Source organism: Formosa sp. Hel1_31_208 (genome assembly GCF_900104785.1).
Lineage (GTDB): Bacteria > Bacteroidota > Bacteroidia > Flavobacteriales > Flavobacteriaceae > Psychroserpens.
On the sequence record NZ_LT629733.1, the window covers coordinates 411,460 to 437,416 of the forward strand.

Genomic DNA, 25,957 nt, shown 5'->3' on the forward strand with positions numbered 1-25,957 from the left:
TTTATACATGAATTACAAAAAAACCCTTATAAACTGAAAAAAAAGTGAATTATTCTCGATTAATTGCAGGCACCATGACATGGGGGCTTTGGGGGAAACAGTTTCAAAAATCAGAAATGATTGACCTCATACAGCACTGTATTGAACAACAAATCACCACATTTGATCATGCTGACATATATGGTGGTTATACGACTGAAGCAGATTTTGGTAACGCATTTAAAGACAGCAGTATCAAAAGAGATGAGATATCGCTTATTAGTAAATGTGGTATACAACATTTAGGCGGTAATCGAATTAATACTGTAAAACATTATAACTACAGCAAAGCTTATATTATCTGGTCGGTAGAAGAATCATTAAGACATTTAAAAACAGACTATCTCGATCTTTTGTTATTGCATCGACCAAGTCCATTAATGCAGCCAGATGATATCGCTGAGGCTATTTCAGAATTGAAATTTAAAGGTTTAATTCGCGATTTTGGCGTGTCCAACTTTTCGCCATCACAAGTCGAATTATTAAGAAAATCTACAGATGTTTCGGTTAATCAAATCGAATTTTCGTTAACCCATCATTCAGCCATGCACAACGGTTGGTTAGATCATATGATTACCAACGCGATCACGCCAATGGCATGGTCACCTTTAGGACACACTTTTAAAGAAGATACTGAACAAACAAGACGCATTCACAAACAACTTGGTGAATTACTCGAAAAATATGATGCTACAGAGGATCAATTATTATTAGCTTGGATATTAAAACATCCAGCACAGATTCATCCAGTTATTGGAACAACAAACAAAAAACGAATTGTTAACGCCTCCAAAGCTTTAGCGATAAACTTAGAATTAGAGGATTGGTTCAAAATACTAGTGGCTTCTCAAGGTCACAAAGTCCCTTAACATTAAAAAACAACTATGAATAAAACAGCATTAATTACTGGTGCAACGAGCGGAATTGGCAGCGCGACTGCTCATGAATTTGCTAAACACGGTATCAAATTGATACTCTGTGGCAGACGACAAGAGCGTTTGGATGCCATACAAAAAGCCCTAAGTAAGAAAACCGAAGTCCATACTCTAAACTTTGATGTGAGAGATAAAAAAACCACACTAGAAGCGATTGCTTCTTTGCCTAATGACTTCAAACACATTGACATTTTAATTAATAATGCAGGAAATGCACATGGTTTCGACCCAATACAAACTGGAGACCTTGAGGATTGGGATGCTATGATGGATATTAATGTAAAAGGTTTGCTTTATGTGAGTAAAGCCATCATTCCGCAAATGACAGAACGCCAAAGTGGTCATATCATTAATATAGGTTCTTCCGCTGGTAAAGAAGTGTATCCAAAAGGCAATGTCTATTGTGGTAGCAAACATGCTGTCTTAGCCATTACTGAAGGAATGCGAATTGATTTAAATCCCTTTGGTATAAAAGTTTCGGCAGTAAATCCTGGGCTTGTAGAAACTGAGTTCTCTAAAGTGCGATTTAAAGGTGATGCCATTGCCGAAAATGTTTATAAAGGCTATAAAGCGTTACAACCAGAAGATATAGCTGATGTTATTTATTTTACCATTTCACGGCCTGCACATGTCAATATCGCCGACGTTTTAATGTTTTGCACAGCACAAGCAAATTCGACTATAGTGCACAAGTCTTAATAAACCCATGATCAATAAACGCCTTTTAATTAAAAATCTACTTGCTCATAATGATGAGAATAGTTTTTATGATAAAAAACGAAAGGTTGATATCAGTTTCAAAGAAGGAAAAGCAAAATTCTTAAAGCATATTTGCGCGTTATCTAACAGCAACCCTAAAAACAACTCCTATATTGTCATAGGTGTAGAAGATGAAGACAATAAAATTGTTGGAGTTCATTTTTTTGATGATAGTAAGATTCAAAATCTCATCAATGCCTACCTTACTCATCCTCCTATTGTACAATACGAAAATATCCCATTTCCACATTTGCCAGATGATAAAGTAGTCGGATTAGTTACTATTAGACCTACTGGTAAGCTCACATCACTTCGGAAAAATATTTGGAAATACTATGGTGGTGCTGTTTTCTTTAGAGATGGCAGTATGAGCATGCCGAAAGTTTTTGATATTGAGATAAAAGATGTGAATTCTAAGATTGTCAATGCTATTGAATCTCATGCTCAGAACAATATTCAATACACCTTGGATGGTGTATTTGATTTTATGAATAAGCGAAAAGATTTCAATCCTCAATACATGGTCTTTAAAGAGTATTTCGTTTTGTGCTGGTCTGGACAGAAAAAAACCGTTAAATCAGAGATGTTTTATTCGCGTGTCGATATTGAATTAATCAATGAACAAGTGCGCTTATTCTTTTCAACTTACGATGAAGTTTCCATAGCATATGACACTCATAAATTCAAGATTATTGAATACGTGAGTCTCGGTCTTCAGAATAAAAACAAGTACTATCCACTAGAGGAAACTATCATCTATTTTGAAGATAATGCTAACTATACTATTGAAACCAATCTCTTATTCGAGCCTCCTCAATTTGACAAGAAAGTATTGCATCATATTTATAATGCAAACAATGCCATTTTGGAAAAACTAAAAAAAGGCATTACCTTAAACAAGTACGAAGAACTCGACCTTAGAAACCTTCCTGCTACCTATCTTATTTGTTATTTGAATTTGTTTCATGAAGCCATAAACAAGCTAAATGAAGCTAAACCTTATTTAAAAAACCATAGTCAAACTGTTTACAATTTATATCAAGAGGTAACTAGGATTTTGCGCAAAGTAAAGTACAGTTAAGGGTTCATTTTTTTTTTAAATTACCATTCATACAGTTTTTTTTGCCACTCATAGTTTTTATTATTTACCAACCCGAAATTTTACGATTTTAGCAATGCTATTAATCAATTACATTTAACCTTGTTTCAAAATTTGATCCGTCAAAATGAAACAGGGTTTTTGTTTGTTTAGGCTATACTAAATTGAGTTTCGAGAAAGATGTATTTAAGATGGTTTCGTCATTAACATTGAGCCATTGGTCTAGAATTGAAGCATATATCGATCTAAAATCAATTGAGTATTTTAAATCTCCATTATCATCTAAATCCGATAAACTTGCCAGTTCATTATAAAACCCAGGAGTTTTTAATTTATTCCCAATGATGAACAAATTACTTGCTGCGCCGTGATCTGTACCATTAGCCGCATTTTGCTTGACGCGTCTACCAAATTCTGAAAATGTTAGAATTAAAGTGTCATCAAATGTGCCTTGCTCTTTTAAATCTGAAACAAAAGTTTCGATGCTTTCGGCATATGTCTTTAGAAGTCTTGCCTGACTATTTACCTGTCCTGCATGGGTATCAAAACCTCCTAAAGACGCATAAAAAACTTTAGTGTTTATCCCTGAATTTATTAATCTGGCTGTAGTTTTTAATTGATTGGCAAACTCATTATTTGGATAGGTTTTAGACTGTGTATTGGTTTTATGCTTTTCAAAAATATACTTGGCAGAAGATTCCGCTGCAATCATAGTTTTATATAGATATCCTAAATTGTGTTCACTCAAATGTTCATCCTGATAATGTCGCAATACATTCTTAAAATAAGGGTCTTGAGATGTTCTAAAGAACACTTGGGGATTTTTAACAGCAATTCCATTCATCAACTGTCCCTTCAATGCTAAAGAAAGGCTGTCGTCAATCTCAATTGCATTGTAAGGCTCATTTCCAAAAGCATCCAAATAACGACCAATCCATCCTGTTTGCAAGTTTTGTTCAGCACCACTAGCGGTTTGCCAAATGTCCATAGCTCTAAAATGAGAGCGATTTGGATTTGGGTAGCCAACGTTGTTAATGATAGTTAAATGCCCTTCATCATAAAGTTTTTTCAAAGGAAGTAAACTTGGATGAAATCCAAGATTATCGGTAGTCTTTATGATGTCACTTTTAGAAATCGCAATGGTTGGTCGATTTCTATAATAGTCATCACTGTTAAATGGCACTATAGTATTTAAGCCATCATTCCCTCCAGAAAGTTGAACGATAACCAAGCGCTTATAACCCAAGTTATGTGCTGGTAGGGATTCGAATGCTTGTAAAAAGCTCGGCACAAATAATAAACCACTTGCTAATGTTGATTGTTTTAAAAAATGTCTTCTTTCCATAATTAACACATTTGATATTCTGGCAATGACATTAATTGAATGCAGAAATCTCTTTTTGAGTTGATACTTAATGTTTTTAAATAAGTCGCAGTTCCAGAATTAAATTCGGGAATTACAATTAGGTCCTCTAGTTGATCAAAAGAGTATTTACTAAATTGCTTTTCAAAAGCTACCCAATCTACTGTTACATCAACAAATTTATTTTTTCGTTGTTTATAATACTTTTCAAAAGTGTCTTCAAATTCTCCTTTTTCCTTCACTGATATTTTAGCATTAGTAAATAAAATTGAAGGTAATTTTAATCTTAGCATAATTGTATTGCTATCTATCCAGCTTTTTCCTCCTTGCCAACCAGCTACATTTGGTGGATTCAACAGCATTTGTCCTAATAGCTTTTGAATTTTCAGAACGTCCTTTTTATTTTCAAATTTAAAAGGTACTATTGTATTCAATCCTACCAAAAACTCTATGGGAGATTTGATTTTTGAACCAATATGCGTTTCATCATAAAACCAATCAGACCTAAAAATATGCCTCATAAGGTTTTCGATATTGTAATCCTTATGGAAGATAGTTGCTAATTCTTCTACGCGTTCTTTATCTAGATTCTCATTTACAAAATAGCGGTAAATTTTACCACAAATAAAACGAGCGCATTGCTTTTGTTGCAAGATTATATCAATAATATCATCCCCATCATAGCGTCCTGTATGTCCAAGAAATTGCTTAAAGTCATAGTCATGCTGCGTTCTTCTCAGAATAAACTCTCCTTCAAAATTATTATTATAACCGGTGAATGCTCTTGCACTCTCTTTTACATCTTCTTCTTGATATTGTCCCTCGCCCAAGGTGAACAACTCCATTAGCTCTCTAGCAAAATTCTCATTAGGCTTTTGCTTTCGATTTTGTTTATTATTCAAATATTTTAACATGGCGGCTTCCTTTGATATCGCTTTTACGAAGTCCCCAAAATTTCCCAAAGCATGCGTTCTTAACGTATGATTATATTGCTGTACATGAAAAATATTTTGATTACGACATACAAAATGATTGGCCCAGAACAAGGTCATTTTTTCTCTTAGAGTTTCTTCTGAATGCTTCAAACGGTCTAGCCAAATCATATTGAATTCTGTGAGTTTTGAAGTACTCAATTCGAAAAACGCTTTTCTTTTACTTGGGTTATTTAAAAGACTTTGACCACTAAAATGATCTAATTCTGAAGTATCTACTTCTAATTTAGAGATAGTCGATGAAGATTGAAACAAGCGATCAACAATTTGAAATTTGTCCTTTTTGGATAACATATAGAATTCATCTGGCGACATTCCAAAGCCTGCTCTCCAGTATAAATGTTGAATATGGTGTTGCTTCATAGTATTATGACTTAACAATTTAATGTAAGTTTAATTGTTACGTTCAAAAATGATTCCAAAGATGAAAGTACAAAAAAACCGTTTCATAGATATGAAACGGTTTTTATCAATTATATGTTTTAAACCCTTGGTTATAAATCGAATTTAATTCCTTGAGCTAAAGGAAGTTCATCAGAATAATTCACCGTATTTGTTTGTCGGCGCATATAAATTTTCCAAGCATCTGATCCAGACTCTCGTCCTCCACCAGTTTCTTTCTCTCCTCCAAAAGCGCCACCGATTTCAGCACCAGATGTTCCGATATTTACATTAGCAATTCCACAATCTGATCCTGCATAAGACAAAAATTTCTCTGCTTCTTTCATTTCATTGGTCATAATCGCAGACGATAAACCTTGAGCAACTCCATTTTGTTTTTCAATGGCATTTTCTACCTCTCCAGAATATTTCATTAAATATAAAATTGGAGCAAATGTTTCATGCTGTACAATTTCAAAGTGATTTTCAGCTTCAATAATTGCTGGCTTAACATAACATCCACTTTCAAAACCTTCACCTTCTAGAACGCCTCCTTCGACTAATACATTTCCGCCTTCAGCTTTAGCTTTTTCAATTGCAGCTAAGTACGTATTTACGGCATCTTTATCTATTAAAGGACCAACATGTTTAGTTTCGTCTAAAGGATTACCAATTTTAATTTGGCCGTATGCACCAACAATCGCGTCTCTTACTTTATCATAAACAGATTCGTGAATAATTAATCGTCGTGTAGACGTACAGCGTTGTCCGCAAGTTCCTACAGCGCCAAATACAGCCCCTGGTACCACCACTTTTAAATCGGCAGTAGGTGTAATAATAATGGCATTATTACCTCCTAATTCTAGTAAAGATTTACCAAAACGTTCAGCCACAGTTGCGCCAACAATTCGTCCCATTCTTGTAGAACCTGTTGCAGAAACTAACGGGATTCTAGAATCAGTTGTCATCATTTGACCAACTCTATAATCTCCATTTATAATGCAAGAAATACCTTCTGGCAAGTTATTATCTTTTAAAATTGTCGCAATAATGTTTTGACAAGCTATAGAGCATAATGGAGCTTTTTCAGAGGCTTTCCAAACGCATACATCACCGCATATCCAAGCTAAAGCTGTATTCCAAGCCCATACAGCAACAGGAAAATTAAATGCAGAGATAATCCCAACAACACCAATTGGATGCCATTGTTCTCTCATGACATGTCCTGGACGCTCAGAAGGAATTGTTTGTCCATTTAATTGTCTTGATAGCCCAACTGCAAAATCACAGATATCAATCATTTCTTGAACTTCACCATAACCTTCCTGTAATGATTTCCCCATTTCGTACGATACTAGCTTACCTAGTGGTTCTTTCAAATCTCTTAATTTATTACCAAATTGACGAACGATTTCTCCTCTTTGTGGCGCAGGCACGTCTCTCCAAGCTTTAAACGCACTTGTTGCAGCGTCCATTACTTTATCGTAATCTGCTCTTGTTGTACTTTTTACTTTTCCTATTAATTGTCCATCAACAGGAGAGTACGATTCGATAATTTCTCCGTTAGAAAAATTGTTAGATCCCGAAGAAGATCCTTCATTAACATCACTAACACCTAATTGCTTCAAGGCGTCTTTTATTCCGAAATCGGTAGCAATAGCTTCCATATTTGTATGTTTTTTATGATTTATTAGATTTTGACACGAAGTTACTAATAAAAAGTCATTTTTACTTGAAGCATTTTGTTTAATACTGTAACTTTAAAGCACTTATAAATTTGATATAACCATGAGACAATCTATCCTTTACTTTTTTGTTTTTTTTATATGTTTTAGCTGTGTGGATAAAGGCAAAAATATGGAAACAGCAGCTGAAAATTCTACAGCAAGCCCTTCAGGAAAGGCTAATAAACCAAAAGCTGAATTCGCAATTATCATTCATGGAGGCGCAGGTACCATCCTAAAAAAGAACATGACACCAGAGCGTGAAGCTGCATATACAGCTAAGCTGGAAGAAGCCATTACCGTAGGCTATGAGATTCTGAAAAATGGCGGTAGCAGCCTTGATGCAGTACAAAAAACAATTAACGTGATGGAAGATTCGCCTTTGTTTAATGCTGGAAAAGGTGCGGTCTTTACTAATGCAGAAACTAACGAGTTAGATGCATCCATTATGGATGGCAAAACATTAAACGCTGGAGCTTCTGCTGGCACTACCAACGTTAGAAATCCAATAAATTTGGCTCGAATAATCATGGAAAAGTCACCTCATGTTATGATGGCTGGTTCTGGAGCAGAGACTTATGCCGAGGAACAAGGATTGATTATCGTAGATCCAAGTTATTTTTACACAGAAAGGCGATTAGAATCCCTCAAACGAGTTAAAGAAAAAGAAGCGCAAGAAAAAAAAGAAATAGATACAGAATCTGCTTCTTTAAATTTTTATGATGCAGATATCAAAGATTCAAAATTTGGAACTGTAGGCTGTGCTGCTTTGGATAAAAATGGTAATCTTGCAGCTGGAACGTCAACAGGTGGAATGACTAACAAACGTTATGGACGTGTGGGAGATGCCCCTATTATTGGCGCAGGCACTTATGCCAATAACAATTCATGTGCCGTGTCCAGCACAGGTTGGGGTGAATATTTTATTCGAGCTATGGTTGCTCATGATATTTCGGCATTAATGCAATACAAAGGAATGACATTAAAAGAAGCTGCTCACGAAGTCATTCAAAATAAAGTTCCTAATCTTGGTGGTGACGGTGGAATCGTAGCGGTGGATAAAAATGGTAATATGGTTGCCGAATTCAATACCGCTGGAATGTACAGAGCTACCATGAATGATAAGGGTGAGTTAAAAATTGGTATTTATAAAGAATAAATCAGGTCGAAGGCCCTTGAGACATAAAAAGTATAAATAGCAATCAAGGTAACTGAATACGAATTCTTATCAATTCTTAACGAATTCTATTTTATCAATAACACATAACACATCATGAACATAAAAGTCTCTTGATTTCTATATTTTTATGGTATTCAATTATCAAATTGGTAGTTTAACTTTTATAGACAAACCAATAAATAACTTCAAAGCCATGAAACTAAAACAGCTTTCTGTACTTCTATTGTCACTCATTATCGTATTTTCCTGTAAGAAGAAAGACACTATTACTCAAGATACTGATAACCTTTTTAAATATCGAGATTATATCAGTTATACATCATCTGGATTACAATCGGTGACCAATACCATTACCATTAACCTAGCACAAGAAGTTGAAGAATGGGAAATGGGTCAAGATATTTCCGATGAATTTATCAAAATATCACCTCATGTTGAAGGGATACTCAAGGCAACGAATAAACATACTCTAATATTTACTCCCGATGAATATCTCGAACCTGCTACGGAGTATACGGTACTGATAAAATTGGACAAGATTTATAATGACATGCCTAAAGATTACAAAGACTATGTGTTTCAATTCAAGACAATCACTCCCAATTTTAGTATCAGTACAAATGATTTACAATCTTATAGCAAACAATGGCAATACTTGGAAGCAGTGATAAAATCTGCCGATATTATATCGGTAGAGGATGCCAAAAAATTGGTGGTCGTAACTCAAAACGGTAAAAAATTAAAGCTACAGTTTAATGAACTAAATGCCCATGCAAAGTATTTCGAGTTTAAAATAGATAGCATTAATCGATTAGTTGAAGATTCAAAAATAGTGGTCCAATGGGATGGAAAACCCATAAATTCGGATAACACAGGAGAAAACACTGTGTCTATTCCTGGTATCAATAACTTTACCATAGTTAATGTTGAAGCCTACAAAACACCTGAACAGTTTTTATATATTAACTTCTCAGACCCCATCAAACCGGACCAAAACTTTGATGGTCTTGTTACTATTCAAAATGTGAAAAACCCTAAATTCAGTGTTATAGGAAACGTGCTAAAAGTATATCCAGACTCAAAGCTCGTTGGTAATATTCAAGTTGACGTTTTTCAAGGTATTTCAAACTCTGATGGTTTTAAACTCAAACAACCATTTTCAGAAGCTATTTCATTTGAAGAGATAAAACCTCAAGTTAGAATGATTAGTAATGGCACTATATTACCAAATTCAAACGAACTCAAATTCAATTTTGAAGCTGTTAATTTAAGAGCTGTAGACGTTCGTATCATCAAAATTTTTGAAGATAACATTTTGCAATTTCTTCAAGACAACCCAATGCACAGTAACAATCAAAATGAAATAAAACGTGTGGGACGTCGTATTGCAAAACAAACCATCGCATTGCAAACTGCAGCAGAAAACTCAGGAAAATGGAAAGCATACAGCCTAGATTTATCTAAATTATTCAAGGCAGATGCAGGTGCAATTTATCGGATTGAATTGAGCTTTAATAAAAACTATTCCTTATTTGATTGTTCTGCAAATACAAATAGTTCAGTAGATGAGGACGACGAATATGACGACTATTATTATGAAGAGGATTACTATTATGAAGAGGATTACACTGAAAATTTATCTGAAGACGAAGAACAACGCGAAGAAGATTACTGGGATAATCGTGCTTACAATTACAGAAACTACGCCTATAATTGGAGACAACGTGACAATCCATGTCATGATGCTTACTATAATGAAAGTAAAGTTATCTCTCAAAACCTATTAGCATCAAATCTAGGTGTCATTGTAAAACAAGGAACGAATAACCGCTATTATTTTGCTGTTACGAATATTTTAAACACCGAACCAGAAGCTAATGCAGCTATTAAACTTTATAACTTTCAGCAGCAAGAAATAGGCACTGTCTCTACAAATAGTGAAGGTTTAGCTACCTATGAGGCAAATAAATATGCAGCCTTCGCAATTGTCAGTAAAGGAATCAATACAAGTTACTTGCGACTTACCGACGGAAATTCACTATCACTGAGTAAATTTGACGTCTCCGGAAACAAATTACTACGAGGACTTAAAGGCTATATCTACGGAGAACGGGGTGTTTGGCGACCTGGTGACTCCCTTTTTTTAACCTTTATAATAAACGACAAAGCGAATGAACTTCCTGAAGGGCATCCTGTAAAACTTGAAGTGACAGACCCTAATGGCAAGCTCATCTACAAACAGGTGTCTTCTGATAATATCAATAACTTCTATAAATTTATTGTCCCAACAACTTCCGAAGGAAAAACTGGAAATTATAACGCTAAGGTCTCTGTTGGTGGTGCTCAATTTTACAAATCTTTGAAAGTTGAAACCGTTAAACCAAACCGTCTTAAAATCAAAATTGATTTTGAAAATGAGGTATTATCAAATTCAGAGCCTATTAATGGCACATTAGATGTCAAATGGTTACATGGTGCACCGGCAAAAAATATAAAAGCCGAAGTCAAAGCTAAATTCACGACTGCAAATACCAGCTTTAAAAACTATAAAGGCTATGTGTTTAATGATCCTGTCGGTCAATTTAATACCGAAGAACTCAATGTGTTTGAAGGCAATCTTGATGCTAATGGTATAACTAAAATTAATACAACTTTAAATATTGGCACCAATGCCCCTGGAATGTTGAGGGCTCAATTTTTAGTACGTGCTTTTGAAAATGGTGGTGACTTTTCATTAGATGCATTTACAACAACTTATTCCCCTTTTGAATCTTATGTTGGTTTGCGCTCACCACAAGGCAATTATTATGGTTCTTATTTCACTGACACCAATCAAACTTTTGATATAGCTGTTGTTGATAAAAACGGAAAACCGATAAAACGGGATAATCTCGAAATTAAGGTATACAAAGTAGAATGGCGTTGGTGGTGGAATTCTTCTTATGACAATCTATCTAGTTATGTCTCTAGTAGTTATCACAGACCCATATTAGATCAAAAAGCATCTACAGGAGCTGATGGAAAAACGAGCTTTACAATAAAAATTCCCGAGGGAGAACGTGGTCGCTATCTCATTAGAATTTATGATCCTGTTAGTGGTCATGCCACAGGCCGTACTGCATATTTCTATAGAAATTGGTCTGGTATGTCAACTGGAAATGACAAAGAAGCGGCAAAAATGTTGGTGTTTGCTGCCGATAAAAACAACTATTCGGTTGGAGAAACTGCTAAAATAAAATTCCCTTCTGGCAAAGAAGGTCGCGCCTTAGTTAGTATTGAAAATGGGTCTGATGTTATAGACTATAAGTGGGTAAAAACGACCAAAGGGGAAACTACTATTGATATTCCTATTACTTCGGAAATGGCACCAAATGTATTTGTAAACATCTCTTTACTCCAACCTCATGCTATCACGACCAATGACTTACCAATTCGATTATATGGTGTAATTCCAATTCTTGTCGAAGACCCTAAAACCATTCTAGAACCAGAATTGCGTATGGCAGATAAGCTAAGACCTGAACAGGAATTTGAAGTGTTAGTTTCAGAAAAGAATGATAAAGCCATGACCTATACCATTGCTATGGTAGAAGAAGGGTTATTAGATCTTACAAGATTTAAAACACCTAATGCATGGAAAGTGTTCTATGCACGCGAAGCTTTAGGTGTTAAAACCTGGGATGTTTATGACGATGTCATTGGAGCCTATTCTGGAAGCATAGATCAAGTATTTGCCATTGGTGGTGACGGAAGCGCTGCAAAAGGAAAGAATAAAAAAGCTAATCGTTTTAAACCTGTCGTGACTTACTTAGGTCCTTTTAAACTAAACGCAGGCGAGGAGCAGTCTCATAAAATTAAAATGCCAAATTATATTGGAGCCGTTCGCACTATGGTCATTGCTGGCAATCACAAAACCGAAGCTTATGGTAGTATTGATAAATCTGTTGAAGTAAAAAAACCATTAATGGTGCTCGCTACACTGCCAAGAAAGCTAAGTCCTGGGGAAAAGGTCACTCTCCCAGTTACAGTATTTGCTATGGAATCTAAAGTAAAAACTGTCAATTTAAGTTTAAAATTAAGTGATGGGATTTCAGTTGTAGGATCAAATACACAACAGTTAAGTTTTGATAAACCTGATGAGCAAATGGCTTACTTTCAATTGGATGTTAGTAAAGCCAAAGGACTCAATACTGTAGAAGTTATTGCCACTGGTAACGGCGAAAAATCAACTTATAAAGTAGCACTAGATGTTGTTAATCCAAATCCAATCACTTCTATTTATGAAAGCACTAGGCTTGAAGCCAAGGGTAGTCAAACCTTAGAGTTTTCAACTTTTGGTGTTGCAGGAACGAATTCTGCTATAGTTGAATTTTCAGCGCTTCCGCCAATGAATTTCTCAAAACGAATGGAGTACCTTATTCAATATCCTCATGGTTGTGTTGAACAAACCACGTCTAGCGTATTTCCGCAGTTATACTTGAGTGATATTTTCGACTTAAAATATGAGAAACAACAACAAATACAATCTAACATCGAAAACGGTATCAAACGTCTTGGTAATTTCCAACGCCCTAATGGCGGAATGAGTTATTGGATTGGAGAAAACACGGCGAATGATTGGGGTACAAGTTATGCCGGACACTTTTTAATTGAAGCAGAAAAAAAAGGCTTTGTATTACCATTGACCTTTAAAAATAATTGGCTCAGCTATCAAAAACAAGCCGCGCGTGATTGGAGACCTAGTTACAGACGTTCCAATTCCGATTTGGCACAAGCCTACCGTCTATATACTTTGGCATTAGCTGGAAGTCCTGATTTGTCTTCAATGAACAGGCTAAGAGAATTTAGTGAGATTTCAAATGAAGCCAAATGGCGACTAGCAGCTGCATATGCATTAGCTGGACAAAAGGAAGCTAGTGAACAATTATCACGAATGGCAAATATCGATTTTAGACCCTCGGATAACAACTATTATACCTACGGCTCGATAAACAGAAATAGAGCCATGGCTTTGGAAACTATGATTATTACAAAAAATACTAAAGCACGTGATCTTGCTGAAGAATTAGCCAAAGAGCTATCCAGTGAACATTGGATGAGCACTCAAACCACAGCTTATAGCTTATTAGCTATGGCAAAACTCGTGGAAACTAACGGCGGAAAAGACATGAATTTCAATTTTACTTTAGATAATCAATCAGAATCAATAGACACTAAAAACACTATAGCTCAGCGTGAACTCATGGTTAAAAATGGAAAAAATATTTTAAAATTGGAAAACACAGCTAACAGTCTCGTTTATGTAAGAGTTCTAAACTCGGGGAAATTGCCCCTTGGAGAGGAACTTTCAGAGCAACGTGGCTTGAGTGTGTCTGTAATCTATCAAGACCTTAATGGCAATCGATTAGATGCATCTAATTTACAACAGGGGCAAGACATTGTTGCTAGAATAAGTGTTAGTAATTTAAAGAGTCAATACTTACATGATGTTGCTTTAACTCAAATATTTCCATCAGGATGGGAAATTGTGAATACACGTTTTACAGATTTTGGAGATACTACAACGAGCTCTGCAAGATATACAGATATTAGAGATGATCGGGTCAATTTTTACTTCGATTTACCTCAAAAAGGTAAGAACGGAACCAAGATTTTTACCGTTATGTTAAATGCCGCATATTTAGGAAAGTATTATTTACCAGGAACACAAGTGGAAGCAATGTATGATAATGATTTCTTTGTAAGAAATAAAGGTCGTTGGATAGACGTTAAAAAATAAAACTATGACAAATACTGACTATTATGCTGTTATCTTCACCTCAACCTACTCTGAGAACACAAATGGTTATGCAGAAATGGCTATACAAATGGAAGTATTAGCGAAGCGACAAGACGGTTTTTTAGGTCTTGAAAGTGCTAGAAATGACATTGGAATAACCGTAAGTTATTGGGAAAATTTAGACGCTATAAAAAACTGGAAACACGAAACTGATCATTTATTTGCTCAGCATAAAGGTCGCAAAGATTGGTACACTTGGTATAAAGTGAGAATTTGTAAAGTTGAGCATGACTATGAGTTTTTTAAAGAAAATAATTCATCGTTACATTAACGTTTTAATGTGAAATGCCCTTTAAATTCTTGACCTTCAATAATTATAAGATACCAATAATCAGCAGTTGGTAACGGATTATTATTAAATGTGCCATCCCAAGCTACTGTTTTGTTTTTTGCAGAAAATAAAAGTTTTCCATAACGATCGAAAATATAAACTTCAGTAGAAGAAAAACACTCTATCCCATTTAACAAAAACGTATTATTATAAACATCTCCATTAGGGGTAAAAAACTTAGGAATATAAAAATGAATGAACTCCATTTCAACAATCTCATCACAATCTGCCGTTGTCACATAAATGGTATACTTCCCCCCAACAACGTCGTAAAATGTATTACTAGTTTGAAAATTTACCCCATCTATTGAATATAGAAATTCTCCGATATTAGACGTAAATACGATAATATCATTTCCATCAGATTGTATATCGGATATATTCGGAGTTTCAATTACAACAACATTGTACGTGATCTCTGTAGTCAAACAACCATCTGTAACAGTAACAATAAATAATCCTGAGGTATCAACAGTTATATCTGAGGTTGTCTCACCTGTATTCCAAAGATAAGTCGGATTTATTATTGTAGTATCTGCCTGCAATACAAGTGTTTCGTCTTCACACAGTGTAGCAAATTCTTCAAAAAAATCTATAGGTTGAGTGCCTAAAATTTCCCAACTACAAGTGTCTTCGTTGAATGAAGTTGTTTGCCAACATTCCAAATCGATTGGTTCTACAGGTTCAGTTCCCGAAACGTCCCAACTACAATTCGTATCATTAAAAGTTGTGCTTTGCCAACACTCTAAATTTGTAGGCTCTGTGGGTTGGGTTCCAGTAATAATCCAAGTACATGTTACAATATCAAAGCTAGTTGATTCCCAACATTCCAAATCGGCTGGAGGGTCAGGTTGTGATCCAGAAATTTCCCAGCTACAAGTAGCATTATTAAAACTTGTCAGTTCCCAACATTCTAATCCTGTTGGCTCAGATGGCTGTGTACCTGTGACCTCCCAACTACAAGTGTTGTTATTAAATGTAGTGGTCTCCCAACATTCTAATGTTGGCGGTGTTGGTTGTGTACCGGTAATTTCCCATAAACATGTTGTATCATTAAAAACCGTCGTCTCCCAACATTCTAATCCTGTTGGCTCAGCTGGCTGTGTACCTGTGACCTCCCAACTACAAGTGTTGTTATTGAATGTGGTTGTCTCCCAACATTCAATCGAAGGTGGTGTAGGTTGGTTGCCTGTAATGATCCAGCTACAGGTCGTATTATCAAATGCTGTAGTTTCCCAACATTCTAGTCCAGTGGGCTCAGCTGGCTGGGATCCTGTGACTTCCCAGCTGCAAGTTGTATTATTAAACATTGTTGATTCCCAACACTCTAACCCTGTGGGTTCAGCAGGTTGCGTTCCCGTAATTTCCCATTGACATGTCGCTGGATTTAAGGTTGCTGTTTCCCAACATTCTGTACTAGGTTCATTAGGTGCTTGAACGACATTTATAAGAAAGGTATCTGAAAACGTAATACAATCTAAGTTATTTAAATTTGCAGCAAATTCTGCCACTTTCGCCCTGTAAAACGTGGTAGATGTAATTCCAGTTATATTAATCAATTCATTGGTCGCTCCTGGAATATCAGTCCATGTAATACTATCAGGGCTTTCTTGCCATTGATAGAAATGATTACTAAATACGGTATTGTCAGGAGTTGCTGTTAAAGACGTAGAAAACGGTGTTTCACTGCTACACAAGCTAATACTATCGTTACCCGAATTATCGGTAACATCTATGAAATCACCACAACTTTTAAAAACAATATCATCAATAGCTAAATCATTTCCACAGCCACCAGAACCGTTATTAATCATTTTTAAAATGACAGACGTCTGACTTGGAATAGTTTGAAATACTAAAGCATATTGTTGCCAATTTGGTGTGCTTGAACTACCTATATTTCCCGTATTACCTGAGGCTAATAAGTTGGTATCTGTGCTATCCCATATTTCAAATCTCACATTGACAGGAATAGCTCCTGCTCCACAAAATCCTCCAGATGGAGTTAAATTCACAATCCACGATGAAAACTCATAAGATGTGTTTTCGCACAAACCAACGATTGTTGTTCTATAAAACTCCCCAGCCGAAAAACTAGAGTTGACAACAAGCATTCTTCCATTAACATCGTTAGCAGTGTGATCTTCAATATCAAACCAATCAAAATAATTGGTATTGCTCGAAACAGTATACAAACCGTCTCCTGGTTCTGCTCCATTTGCATAGGTATATGAAGTTGTTCCAGCGGGTAAGGGTGTATCATTAAGTCCTGTTCCAAAATTTTCTAGGAAGATTGGATCCCCAGAATTTCCTTGACAAAAACCTAACTGTGCGTGCATTGCTTCCGAAGAAAATAAAACACTAAAAATTATGATTATATTAAGATTAAAAAAGCTCTTTTTCACGTTTAAATATAAAGAGATTGTTATCAGCAATTCCTATATTTATTATAAAAAATATCTAAACATGTTAAGAAAATCATTTTGTGCAGTTCATGTATAGGTTATTAAGATATATCAAGCGGAATAAGAAGAAGTCTCTAGTGCTTTTTATACTAGTATTGGCTTATTATTTCTGTTTACCTAGCGTGCTTTTTACAGATCCAACAGCTACAGTAATAACCAGTAAGACCAACGAATTATTAGGGGCGCAAATTGCTTCAGATGGTCAATGGCGCTTTCCTCACAATGATAGTATTCCAGAAAAATTTAAAACCTGTATCATTCAGTTTGAAGACGAATATTTTTACAATCATCCTGGTTTTAATCCAATTTCAATTTTTAAAGCATTTAAAGATAATATCAGTTCGGGTAAAGTAAAACGTGGAGGTAGTACCTTAACTCAACAGGTTATACGGCTATCAAGAAAAGGCCAGTCAAGAACCTATCTTGAAAAATTAAAAGAACTCGTTTTAGCCTCTCGTCTTGAATTTCGGGAATCTAAAGACAATATACTTGCCTATTACAGTAGTAATGCGCCTTTTGGAGGTAACGTCGTTGGTCTTGATGCTGCATCATGGCGGTATTTTAATTGTGATGTTCATCAACTTTCGTGGGCTCAAAGTGCCACTTTAGCGGTGTTACCAAATGCGCCTAGTCTCATTTATCCGGGGAAAAATCAAAAACAACTCCTAGAAAAACGTAATAGATTATTAAAAAAATTATTAACTCATAATATCATAGATTCCTTAACTTATGAACTCTCGATTGCAGAAGAGCTGCCTAAAAAACCATATGCCTTACCACAAATAGCACCACATCTATTGCAAAAAGTAGCGCAAAATCATAGGGGTGAACGCGTGCAAACAACGATTAAGGGTGACCTTCAAAATCGTGTAAACCATATTGTAAATACACACTACAACCTTTTAAAACAAAATGAAATACATAATGCTGCGGTCTTAGTTATGGATGTGCATACAAGAGAGGTTTTAGCTTATGTTGGAAATACATCTACGATTAGAAGTCATCAAAAAGACGTCGATATCGTTGATAAACCTCGTAGTACTGGCAGTATTTTAAAACCGTTTTTATATGCCGCAATGTTAGACGCAGGTGACCTTTTACCAAATACTTTAGTTGCAGACATTCCTTCGCAATTTGGAAGCTACAATCCAGAAAATTTTAATAAAGAGTATGACGGCGTCGTTCCTGCCAGCAGAGCTTTATCACGTTCCTTAAATGTTCCTGCAGTGCGTATGTTACAAGATTTTGGAATAGATCGATTTCATGGATATTTAAAACAATTAAAACTCAAAGATTTAAAATATAATGCCAATCACTATGGGCTATCACTAATTCTTGGAGGGGCGGAGAGTAACCTTTGGGATTTATGTAAAAGCTATGCTGCTTTATCTTCAACTTTAAATCATTTTGCTGAAACTTCTAGTGAATATTACACTGACGAATTTGTTGAACCAACGTTTATAGCCAATGAGGGTGTAGATTTTGGAGCAACCTCAAGCGATAAAATTTTATTTAATGCGGCTTCAATTTATTTGACTTATGAAAGCTTAAAAAAGGTTAATAGACCGCAAGGTGATGAAAGCTGGGAGTTTTTTGATGACTCTAAGCAAATCGCATGGAAAACAGGTACAAGTTTTGGCTTTAGAGATGCTTGGGCCATTGGTACAACTAAAGATTATGTGGTAGGTGTTTGGGTAGGTAATGCAGATGGAGAAGGTCGTCCTGGTTTAGTGGGAGTACAAACTGCTGGACCAATACTTTTTGATGTGTTTGACATATTACCAAATAGCGATTGGTTCGAGAAACCGTATGATGAAATGCAAGAAGTTAATATTTGTTTGGAAAGCGGACATCGTGCATCTTCAATATGCGAGAATACTGAAGCTACATTTATTCAAACGAGCGGATTAAAAACAGAACCTTGTCCCTATCATATTTTAGTACATTTAGATTCTGCCGAAACGTACCAGGTGAACTCATCTTGTGAGGAATTAAGTGACATTAAGCATAAGCCTTGGTTTGTATTATCGCCATTAAAAGAATATTATTATAAATCAAAACATCCATTTTATAAGTCCTTACCTAAATTGCGATCAGACTGCACTGGTGATACACAAGTCACTATGGATTTTATCTATCCTAAAACTCAAAACACCATATTTCTACCAACAGATTTCGATGGAAATACAAATGAACTTATTTTAAAAATAGCACATTCAAAGCCAAAAACTAATGTGTATTGGTATCTAAATAAAACCTATTTAGGCACGACAAAAGACATCCATGAATTGGCCATTGTTCCTGTTAAAGGGAAACATGTTATTACTGTAGTTGATCAATTTGGTAATGAAGTGAAGCGTCAGGTTTCTATATCAGAATAAATGGTTTAGTATAAATTATTACCTTTGTTCACATAACTAATAAACCACATCACATGTATGATATTGTAAAAATGCTTCACTCTTATTGGGCTTACCTTGTGTTAGTCATGCTGGTAATTGCAGCTGTTAATGCTTTAATAAAACTACTTGGAGGAAAAGATTTTCAAGCTATCGACTTTAGAATTTCACTTTTTACACTGATTGTCACGCACATACAATTATTAATAGGTGTCGTCCTGTTTTTTGCATCAAATTATTTATCTCTTATTAGCGACATGGGAATGGGTGCCATTATGAAAGACAAAACGTTACGTTCTAATATTATTGAACATCCTACTACAATGATTATTGCGGTTGTCTTAATTACTATAGGATACTCAAAACATAAAAAAAAATTAACCTCTAAACCTAAATTTAAAATGCTAGCAATATTTTATACACTAGCATTAATATTGGTATTGGCTAAAATCCCATGGAATATATGGTTATAAAAAAAAGCGCTACAAATTTTGTAGCGCTTTTTTTTATTTTGTCATTAGTCCTCTGCTTGTTTAATAAGATACACATAGACTGGAAAGTGATCGCTAAATCCATCGGTAAATCCACCATCAGCAAAACTCCTTAAAGGGTAGCCTTTCCATCGTCCTCTTTTATTAGTAAGGTATTGTTTGTTATAAATTCCAGCCTTGTAGAAACGAAAGGACGAGTAATCTTTCTCAATCAACGGTGCTGTAAACATAATTTGGTCAAATAAACTCCAAGCATCTCTATAAGCAGTTGTACCAAATCCTTTTTCTCTAAACATGACTTCATAAGGATTATAAATTCCTTTAAGTTCTACATCTTCCCGGTTACTTTTCGCATTCATTACTTTCTTTACACTATCGTTAGTAGGGTCATCATTTAAATCACCCATAATAAAAATTTTAGCATAAGGATCTTTTGCTTGCAGCGAATCGGTAAGAAACTTACTTATTTTGGCTGCAGCGACGCGTTTAGGTCGACTCCGAGCCTCTCCTCCACTTCTGGATGGCCAGTGGTTAACAATCACATGAATAAGATCGCCATCTAACTCGCCACTTACTAATAATTGATCTCTTGTATGTTTGCGTTTTCTCGTATTATCATCATATATTTTTACGGTATGAGAACTATGACTAATTGGTCTAAATAACTGCTTTTGGTAAAGCAAAGCGACATCAATACCCCTCGCATCAGGGGATTCATAATGAATGATGCCATAATCTCTGGCTAATAATAGTGGGTCATTTACCACGTCTACCAAAACCTGACGGTTTTCCACTTCACAAACACCTATTACAGCAGGAGAGTTGCCAGTTAAATCTACTCCAATGTCGGCAATTACTCTGGCCATATTATGGACTTTCTTTTTGTAGACTTCATCACGGTTAGCATTCATTTCCATAATTGGACTAAGCTCATCAAGCTTAGTCGTATCATTGATAGTATCAAACAAATTCTCTAAATTATAGAATGCAACCGTATGAATCTTAAATCGTTTTTCTTTGTTTTCCTCTTGTGAAAAACTATTGAATGTCATTAAGAAACACAGTATCGTTAGAGAAAAATGTAATGGTTTCATATTTTGTATATTATGATATCTTTATGCTGTTTGCAAATGTCAAGCCAAAAGTATGTATTTATTATAAATAATGTAAATTTGGGCGCTTTAAATACTCTAAATTTAAAGCAACCGAACTATTAATCTTAATATTAAGCATGAAACAAAGTTTTTTTATTTTTTTATTCGGAATTTTCTTCGTGATGACATCATTTGCGCAAGAGACTATCATAAAAGGTAGTGTCTTAGATGGGACCACTGGAGAGTCAATTCCTGATGTAACCATTACCATCGAAGAAACTGGTCAAACAGTGAAAACGGATGCTAATGGTGAGTTTCAATTTAAAACCATTGTTCCTTTAGGAGAACAGGTATTAAAAATTGAAAAAGTAGGTTACGTCACAAAACGCTATCCTATTGTAGTTAATGAAGGACAAACCGTAGATATAAGCGGTATGACACTCGATTATGATAATAGTGACAAAAGTGACTTATTCATTATTTCTATTTCTGATGATAATTTAAATAGTGAAGATGACGGTTTAACAGATAATATTTCTGGATTACTTCAATCCTCAAGAGATGTCTTTTTAAATGCAGCTGCGTTTGATTTTAGTGCTACATTTTTTAGACCTAGAGGTTTAGACAATGCTAATGGTAAAGTTCTTATCAATGGTATTGAAATGAACAAGCAATTTAATGGTCGACCACAATGGGGAAATTGGGGTGGATTAAATGATGTTCAGCGTAATCAAGAATTCACAATGGGAATGTCTGCTAACGACTATACCTTTGGTGATCTTGCTGGTACAAACAATATTGTAATGCGAGCGTCAAAATATCGTAGAGGCGGACGAGTATCTTATGCTAGTGCCAACAGAAGTTATACAGGTCGTATTATGGCTAGCTATAACTCTGGACAGCTAGAAGGTGGTTGGTCTTATTCTGTTTTAGCATCTCGTCGTTATGGAGATGAAGGTTTTATTGATGGAACATTATATGACTCGAACTCATTCTTTGCGGCTGTTGAAAAACGTATAAACGATAAACACAGTATTAACTTTACTGGTATTTATGCGCAAAATAGAAGAGGTCGTTCTACCGCAGTGACACAAGAAGTTTACAATCTTAAAGGAAACACATACAATCCGTTTTGGGGACTTCAAGATGGAGAAATTAGAAACTCTAGAACTAGAGATATTGATGAACCAATCTTAATGCTTAATCACTTCTGGGATATTACTTCTAAGGTGAAATTAAATACGAATATCGCTTATCAATTTGGAGAAATTGCAAATACCAGAATTGATAATGGTGGAACACGTTTGTATGAAGATGGAAATGGAAATGTTGCCTTTTTAGGTGGTGCTAGAAATCCAGATCCTACCTATTATCAAAACCTTCCTAGCTTCTTTTTACAAGATGAGAATCCAACTGCCTTTGATTACGAGCAAGCTTATGGAGCACAACAGAATTTTGTAAATGACGGTCAATGGAATTGGAATAACCTCTATGAAGCTAATTCTAACTTAAGGGCTCAAGGATACAATTCACTATATGCTGTTCAAGCAGATGTAATTAAAGACTCCCAATTAAGTATTAATACCATTTTAGATGCAGATTTAGCAGATAATATTAGATTAAATGCAGCTATCAATTATAGAAACTTAAAAAGTGAAAATTTCGCTCGTGTTGAAGATTTACTCGGCGGGACAGGGTACCTAGACGTTGATTTCTTTGCCGACGAACCTGATAATGCTGTTACCGAAGAAGTCGCAGCAAACTTAGCACAAAGTGATTTAAGAAACCCTAACCGTATTGTCGGAGAAGGTGATCGCTATAAATATAATTATGAAATGAATGCCGATGTGATAAGCGGTTTTGCTCAAGCTCAGTTTAAATATTCTGAGATTGATTTCTATTTCGGTGCACAAATCTCACAAACATCCTATCAAAGAGTAGGGCTTTACGAAAACGGATTCTTCTCTGGAGGGGGAAACAACGGATCATTTGGAGAGAGTGATAAGTTAGACTTCTCTAACTATGGTATAAAAGGTGGTTTTACATATAAAGTTACTGGGCGCCATTTAATTGATGTCAATGCTAGTTATCAAACCAAAGCACCAGGTATTCGTAATTCATTTAGTAATGCACGACAAACCAATGCAACAGTCATAGGTTTAGAAAGTGAAAAAATACAATCGGTAGATGCAAGTTACATCTTTAGATCTCCTAAAGTAAAAGCAAGATTAACTGGGTTTTACGCAGGCTTCCAAGATGGAAGTGATATCGGTTTTTATTTTACCGAGGATTTAGCAGGTTTAGGAGTTGATACTGGAGATGCTTTCGTACAGGAAATTTTAACCAACATTGAAAGACGACATATTGGTGCCGAATTAGGTATCGAAGCTCAGGTTACTCCAACCATTAAACTAAAAGCAGCAGCTTCTATAGGTCAGTATACATTCCAAAATAATCCAAACTTATACTTAACCAGTGTAGATTTTGATGGTCCTTTGACTTTTGGTGATGGCACTACCAATTTACAAGATTATCACGTTGCCGGAGGCCCAGAACGTGCTTATCAAATAGGATTTGAATATAGAGATCCAGACTTCTGGAATATTGGAGTCACAACTAACTTCTTTTCGAATGCCTATATCGATGTGAGTAATCTAGCGCGATCTTCCAACTTTAGTTCAGATTTTGATGGTAACACTTTTAACGATTATGATCCAGATGCAGCTAGAGGGATTTTACAACAAGAGCAGTTTGACGATTATATGTTAGTGAATATAATAGGAGGTAAGTCATGGAAAATAGACGATTATTTCGTTGGATTCTTTGCTACAATCAATAATGTTTTTGATCAAGAATATAGAACAGGTGGATTTGAACAATCGCGATTGTCAAATTTCAGAAGATTAAGTGAAGATCAATCAAGGGCTAACGGTCCTATTTTTGGCCCAAGATATTTCTTTGGAAATGGTACCACGTATTACCTTAATGTATACGTAAGATTTTAATAAAAAACAGAACAAAATAAAATTCAAAATATGAAAGCAATTAATTTTAACAAAATAATACTACTACTTTTAGGATTGGTAGTGTTTAATGCATGTGTTGAAGATGATGACTTTGACACACCAAACACGACTGTTATAGAGCCTACTTTAGATGCTCCGGTAATCTCAGTTGATCAATTGATCGACTTATACGAACAAGACTTTTTAGCTTTTATTGATGACCTAGGCTTAGATCCAAATAACCCAGGTGACTCCTTTGCAATTGAGAACGCAAGAGAAGGTTTTAGATACTCTTTAGAAAACGACAATAACTATGTAAATGGTTATGTGGTTTCAATAGATGAAGCAGGAAACTGGTTTGAAGAATTAATAATTCAAAACAGAGCCGATCAAGGAAGCGCTGGTGTTAGAGTCATGATAGATGTTAATCCTTTATTTGTGAGGTATCAATTTGGACAACTAGTTTATGTTAAAGTCACTGGTCTCTTTATTGGTTCAAGTAATGGTGTTATCACTCTAGGTAAGACTGAAGGATTAGAAAAAATCCCGAGCGCTCAAGAACAAGATTTTATTCTTAGATCTCCTCAAGTTGAAGAGATTGTGCCAACTGAAATTTCTTTAAGCAATATTGATGCTGCCCTAGAAAATGTATATGTAAGGATAAATAATGTTCAGTTTGGGGCAAATCTTGTATTAGGAAGTGATCCTATTAGCTTTGCTGGTGAACAACAAGATGAGTTCGATGGAGAGCGCATATTAGAAAGTTGTGATGATGGTGGAACAATCATCTTAAGCACAAGTACCTTTGCTGATTTTAAATCTTTACCATTACCAAATGGACAAGGAAGTTTGAATGGAATATTAACAAATGACTTCTTTGGTGAAGTATTTAATATTGTTATTAACTCTCCTGAAGATATAGATTTTGGTGGTATCGAAAATAGATGCGATCCAGGAGAATTCTTCTTCGATGCAAATATTGATTGTGATGACACACCAGTAATGGGAGGAAGCTCTGTCTTTTCAGAAAATTTTGAGGCCTATGATGATGCCGGTGAGCTAATTGCAGCTGGATGGACACTTATCAACATTGGTGGCGGAAGTTATACATGGGGTCTTGATGAATTTAGTAATAATAACTATGTCATAGGTAATGGATTTAATTCAGATGAAGATGATATCGACACCTGGTTAATCTCTCCTCCTATTGATTTTGATGGTACTAGTGAAGATGTTCTAAATTTTGAAGTACAAACCAACTTTGATGGTGGTGAAGTTATGTCTGTATATGTTTCTACCAACTTTGTAGACATTGAATCTGATTCAAATTGGTCACTTTTACAAGATGTGGTTATTCCATCTGGACCTAGTGGTGGTTTTGGAACATTTCAAGATGCAGGACCTGTAAATACAAGTTGTATTAATGGTTCGGCAGTAAGACTAGCATTTAGATATACGGGATCTGATTCAGGTATCACAACAAGGTACCACGTCGATAATATCGAAATCACAGGAAACTAAAAATTAATATATTTAAGAAAACCACATCTAAATACGATGTGGTTTTTTTTTCTCCAAATCAGGATATTATGACGCTTTTTGATGTCTTTTTTTACAATGTTTTTACCCATTATAAACCTACGAAAAAGGGCAAGGCCAATACTATTGCCTTATTCTATATTTCGACCCTTCAATGCAGTCTATTGCTGCTTTCAGGGATTATTATTGCGGCATTCTTGAAGGGAATGCATACATCTGCTTTATCCTCTGATAAAGCTTGGTCGCTTTTTATAATGACTAGTGTTTTTATTTACTTTAAAAACTGGCTCCAATATAGCGGCAAAAAAAGAAAGGTATTAAA

Annotated in this window: 15 protein-coding genes; 10 read left to right on the top strand and 5 right to left on the bottom strand. The window is 35.3% G+C overall.

Annotated elements, in window-relative coordinates:
* Window positions 1-44: 44 nt before the first annotated feature.
* The 3 genes from BLT57_RS01750 to BLT57_RS01760 are packed head-to-tail and all read left to right on the top strand — an operon-like array spanning window position 45 to window position 2,814.
* Window positions 45-908 carry an aldo/keto reductase family oxidoreductase gene (locus BLT57_RS01750; protein ID WP_231928748.1) on the top strand — a complete coding sequence of 288 codons (864 nt, stop codon included), beginning with the start codon at window positions 45-47 and terminating at the stop codon, window positions 906-908.
* 15 nt (window positions 909-923) lie between these two features.
* The gene (locus tag BLT57_RS01755) at window positions 924-1,673 is read left to right on the top strand and encodes an SDR family NAD(P)-dependent oxidoreductase (RefSeq protein ID WP_091421397.1); all 750 of its coding nucleotides are present in this window, start codon (window positions 924-926) and stop codon (window positions 1,671-1,673) included.
* A gap of 7 nt (window positions 1,674-1,680) precedes the next feature.
* Window positions 1,681-2,814: an ATP-binding protein gene (locus BLT57_RS01760; protein ID WP_091421398.1), complete on the top strand. Its 1,134-nt coding sequence runs from the start codon at window positions 1,681-1,683 to the stop codon at window positions 2,812-2,814.
* 172 nt (window positions 2,815-2,986) lie between these two features.
* Here BLT57_RS01760 and BLT57_RS01765 read toward each other — a convergent pair whose 3' ends face one another.
* The 3 genes from BLT57_RS01765 to BLT57_RS01775 all read right to left on the bottom strand — a co-directional run bounded on the left by BLT57_RS01765 (window position 2,987) and on the right by BLT57_RS01775 (window position 7,235).
* Window positions 2,987-4,177, bottom strand: coding sequence for a DUF1501 domain-containing protein (locus BLT57_RS01765; RefSeq protein WP_091421402.1), 1,191 nt, complete (start codon window positions 4,175-4,177; stop codon window positions 2,987-2,989).
* A 2-nt stretch (window positions 4,178-4,179) separates the two neighbouring features.
* Window positions 4,180-5,550, bottom strand: a complete 1,371-nt coding sequence (locus tag BLT57_RS01770; RefSeq protein WP_091426605.1) for a DUF1800 family protein — start codon at window positions 5,548-5,550, stop codon at window positions 4,180-4,182.
* Between the two features lie 131 nt (window positions 5,551-5,681).
* Window positions 5,682-7,235 carry an aldehyde dehydrogenase family protein gene (locus tag BLT57_RS01775; RefSeq protein WP_091421405.1) on the bottom strand — a complete coding sequence of 518 codons (1,554 nt, stop codon included), beginning with the start codon at window positions 7,233-7,235 and terminating at the stop codon, window positions 5,682-5,684.
* Between the two features lie 190 nt (window positions 7,236-7,425).
* On the opposite strand from BLT57_RS01775, the gene BLT57_RS01780 reads away from it, so the two are divergent.
* From BLT57_RS01780 to BLT57_RS01790, 3 genes are all read left to right on the top strand, one after another.
* On the top strand, window positions 7,426-8,451 hold the full coding sequence (locus tag BLT57_RS01780; protein ID WP_369825392.1) for an isoaspartyl peptidase/L-asparaginase family protein: 1,026 nt from the start codon (window positions 7,426-7,428) through the stop codon (window positions 8,449-8,451).
* 214 nt (window positions 8,452-8,665) lie between these two features.
* Window positions 8,666-14,251 (top strand): alpha-2-macroglobulin, encoded by a 5,586-nt coding sequence (locus tag BLT57_RS01785; RefSeq protein WP_091426607.1) that lies wholly within the window; start codon window positions 8,666-8,668, stop codon window positions 14,249-14,251.
* A 4-nt stretch (window positions 14,252-14,255) separates the two neighbouring features.
* A complete protein-coding gene (locus BLT57_RS01790; protein WP_091421409.1) occupies window positions 14,256-14,582 on the top strand; it encodes an antibiotic biosynthesis monooxygenase in 327 nt (108 codons plus the stop codon).
* Here the strand turns inward: BLT57_RS01790 and BLT57_RS01795 are convergent.
* The gene (locus BLT57_RS01795) at window positions 14,579-17,047 is read right to left on the bottom strand and encodes a T9SS type B sorting domain-containing protein (RefSeq protein WP_157717093.1); all 2,469 of its coding nucleotides are present in this window, start codon (window positions 17,045-17,047) and stop codon (window positions 14,579-14,581) included. The genes BLT57_RS01790 and BLT57_RS01795 overlap by 4 nt on opposite strands.
* Window positions 17,048-17,136: 89 nt before the next feature.
* Here BLT57_RS01795 and pbpC point away from each other — a divergent pair, with 89 nt between their 5' ends.
* Window positions 17,137-19,488, top strand: a complete 2,352-nt coding sequence (gene pbpC, locus BLT57_RS01800; protein WP_091421414.1) for a penicillin-binding protein 1C — start codon at window positions 17,137-17,139, stop codon at window positions 19,486-19,488.
* A 53-nt stretch (window positions 19,489-19,541) separates the two neighbouring features.
* Window positions 19,542-19,979, top strand: a complete 438-nt coding sequence (locus tag BLT57_RS01805; protein WP_091421415.1) for a hypothetical protein — start codon at window positions 19,542-19,544, stop codon at window positions 19,977-19,979.
* A 44-nt stretch (window positions 19,980-20,023) separates the two neighbouring features.
* Here the strand turns inward: BLT57_RS01805 and BLT57_RS01810 are convergent, their stop codons facing one another.
* Window positions 20,024-21,091 (bottom strand): endonuclease, encoded by a 1,068-nt coding sequence (locus tag BLT57_RS01810; RefSeq protein ID WP_091421416.1) that lies wholly within the window; start codon window positions 21,089-21,091, stop codon window positions 20,024-20,026.
* Between the two features lie 137 nt (window positions 21,092-21,228).
* Between BLT57_RS01810 and BLT57_RS01815 the strand changes: the two genes are divergently transcribed.
* Both BLT57_RS01815 and BLT57_RS01820 read left to right on the top strand, forming a co-directional pair.
* Window positions 21,229-24,096 (top strand): carboxypeptidase regulatory-like domain-containing protein, encoded by a 2,868-nt coding sequence (locus BLT57_RS01815; protein WP_197675473.1) that lies wholly within the window; start codon window positions 21,229-21,231, stop codon window positions 24,094-24,096.
* Window positions 24,097-24,126: 30 nt separating this feature from the next.
* Window positions 24,127-25,617, top strand: coding sequence for a DUF5689 domain-containing protein (locus BLT57_RS01820; protein WP_091421418.1), 1,491 nt, complete (start codon window positions 24,127-24,129; stop codon window positions 25,615-25,617).
* The last annotated feature ends 340 nt before the right edge of the window (window positions 25,618-25,957 follow it).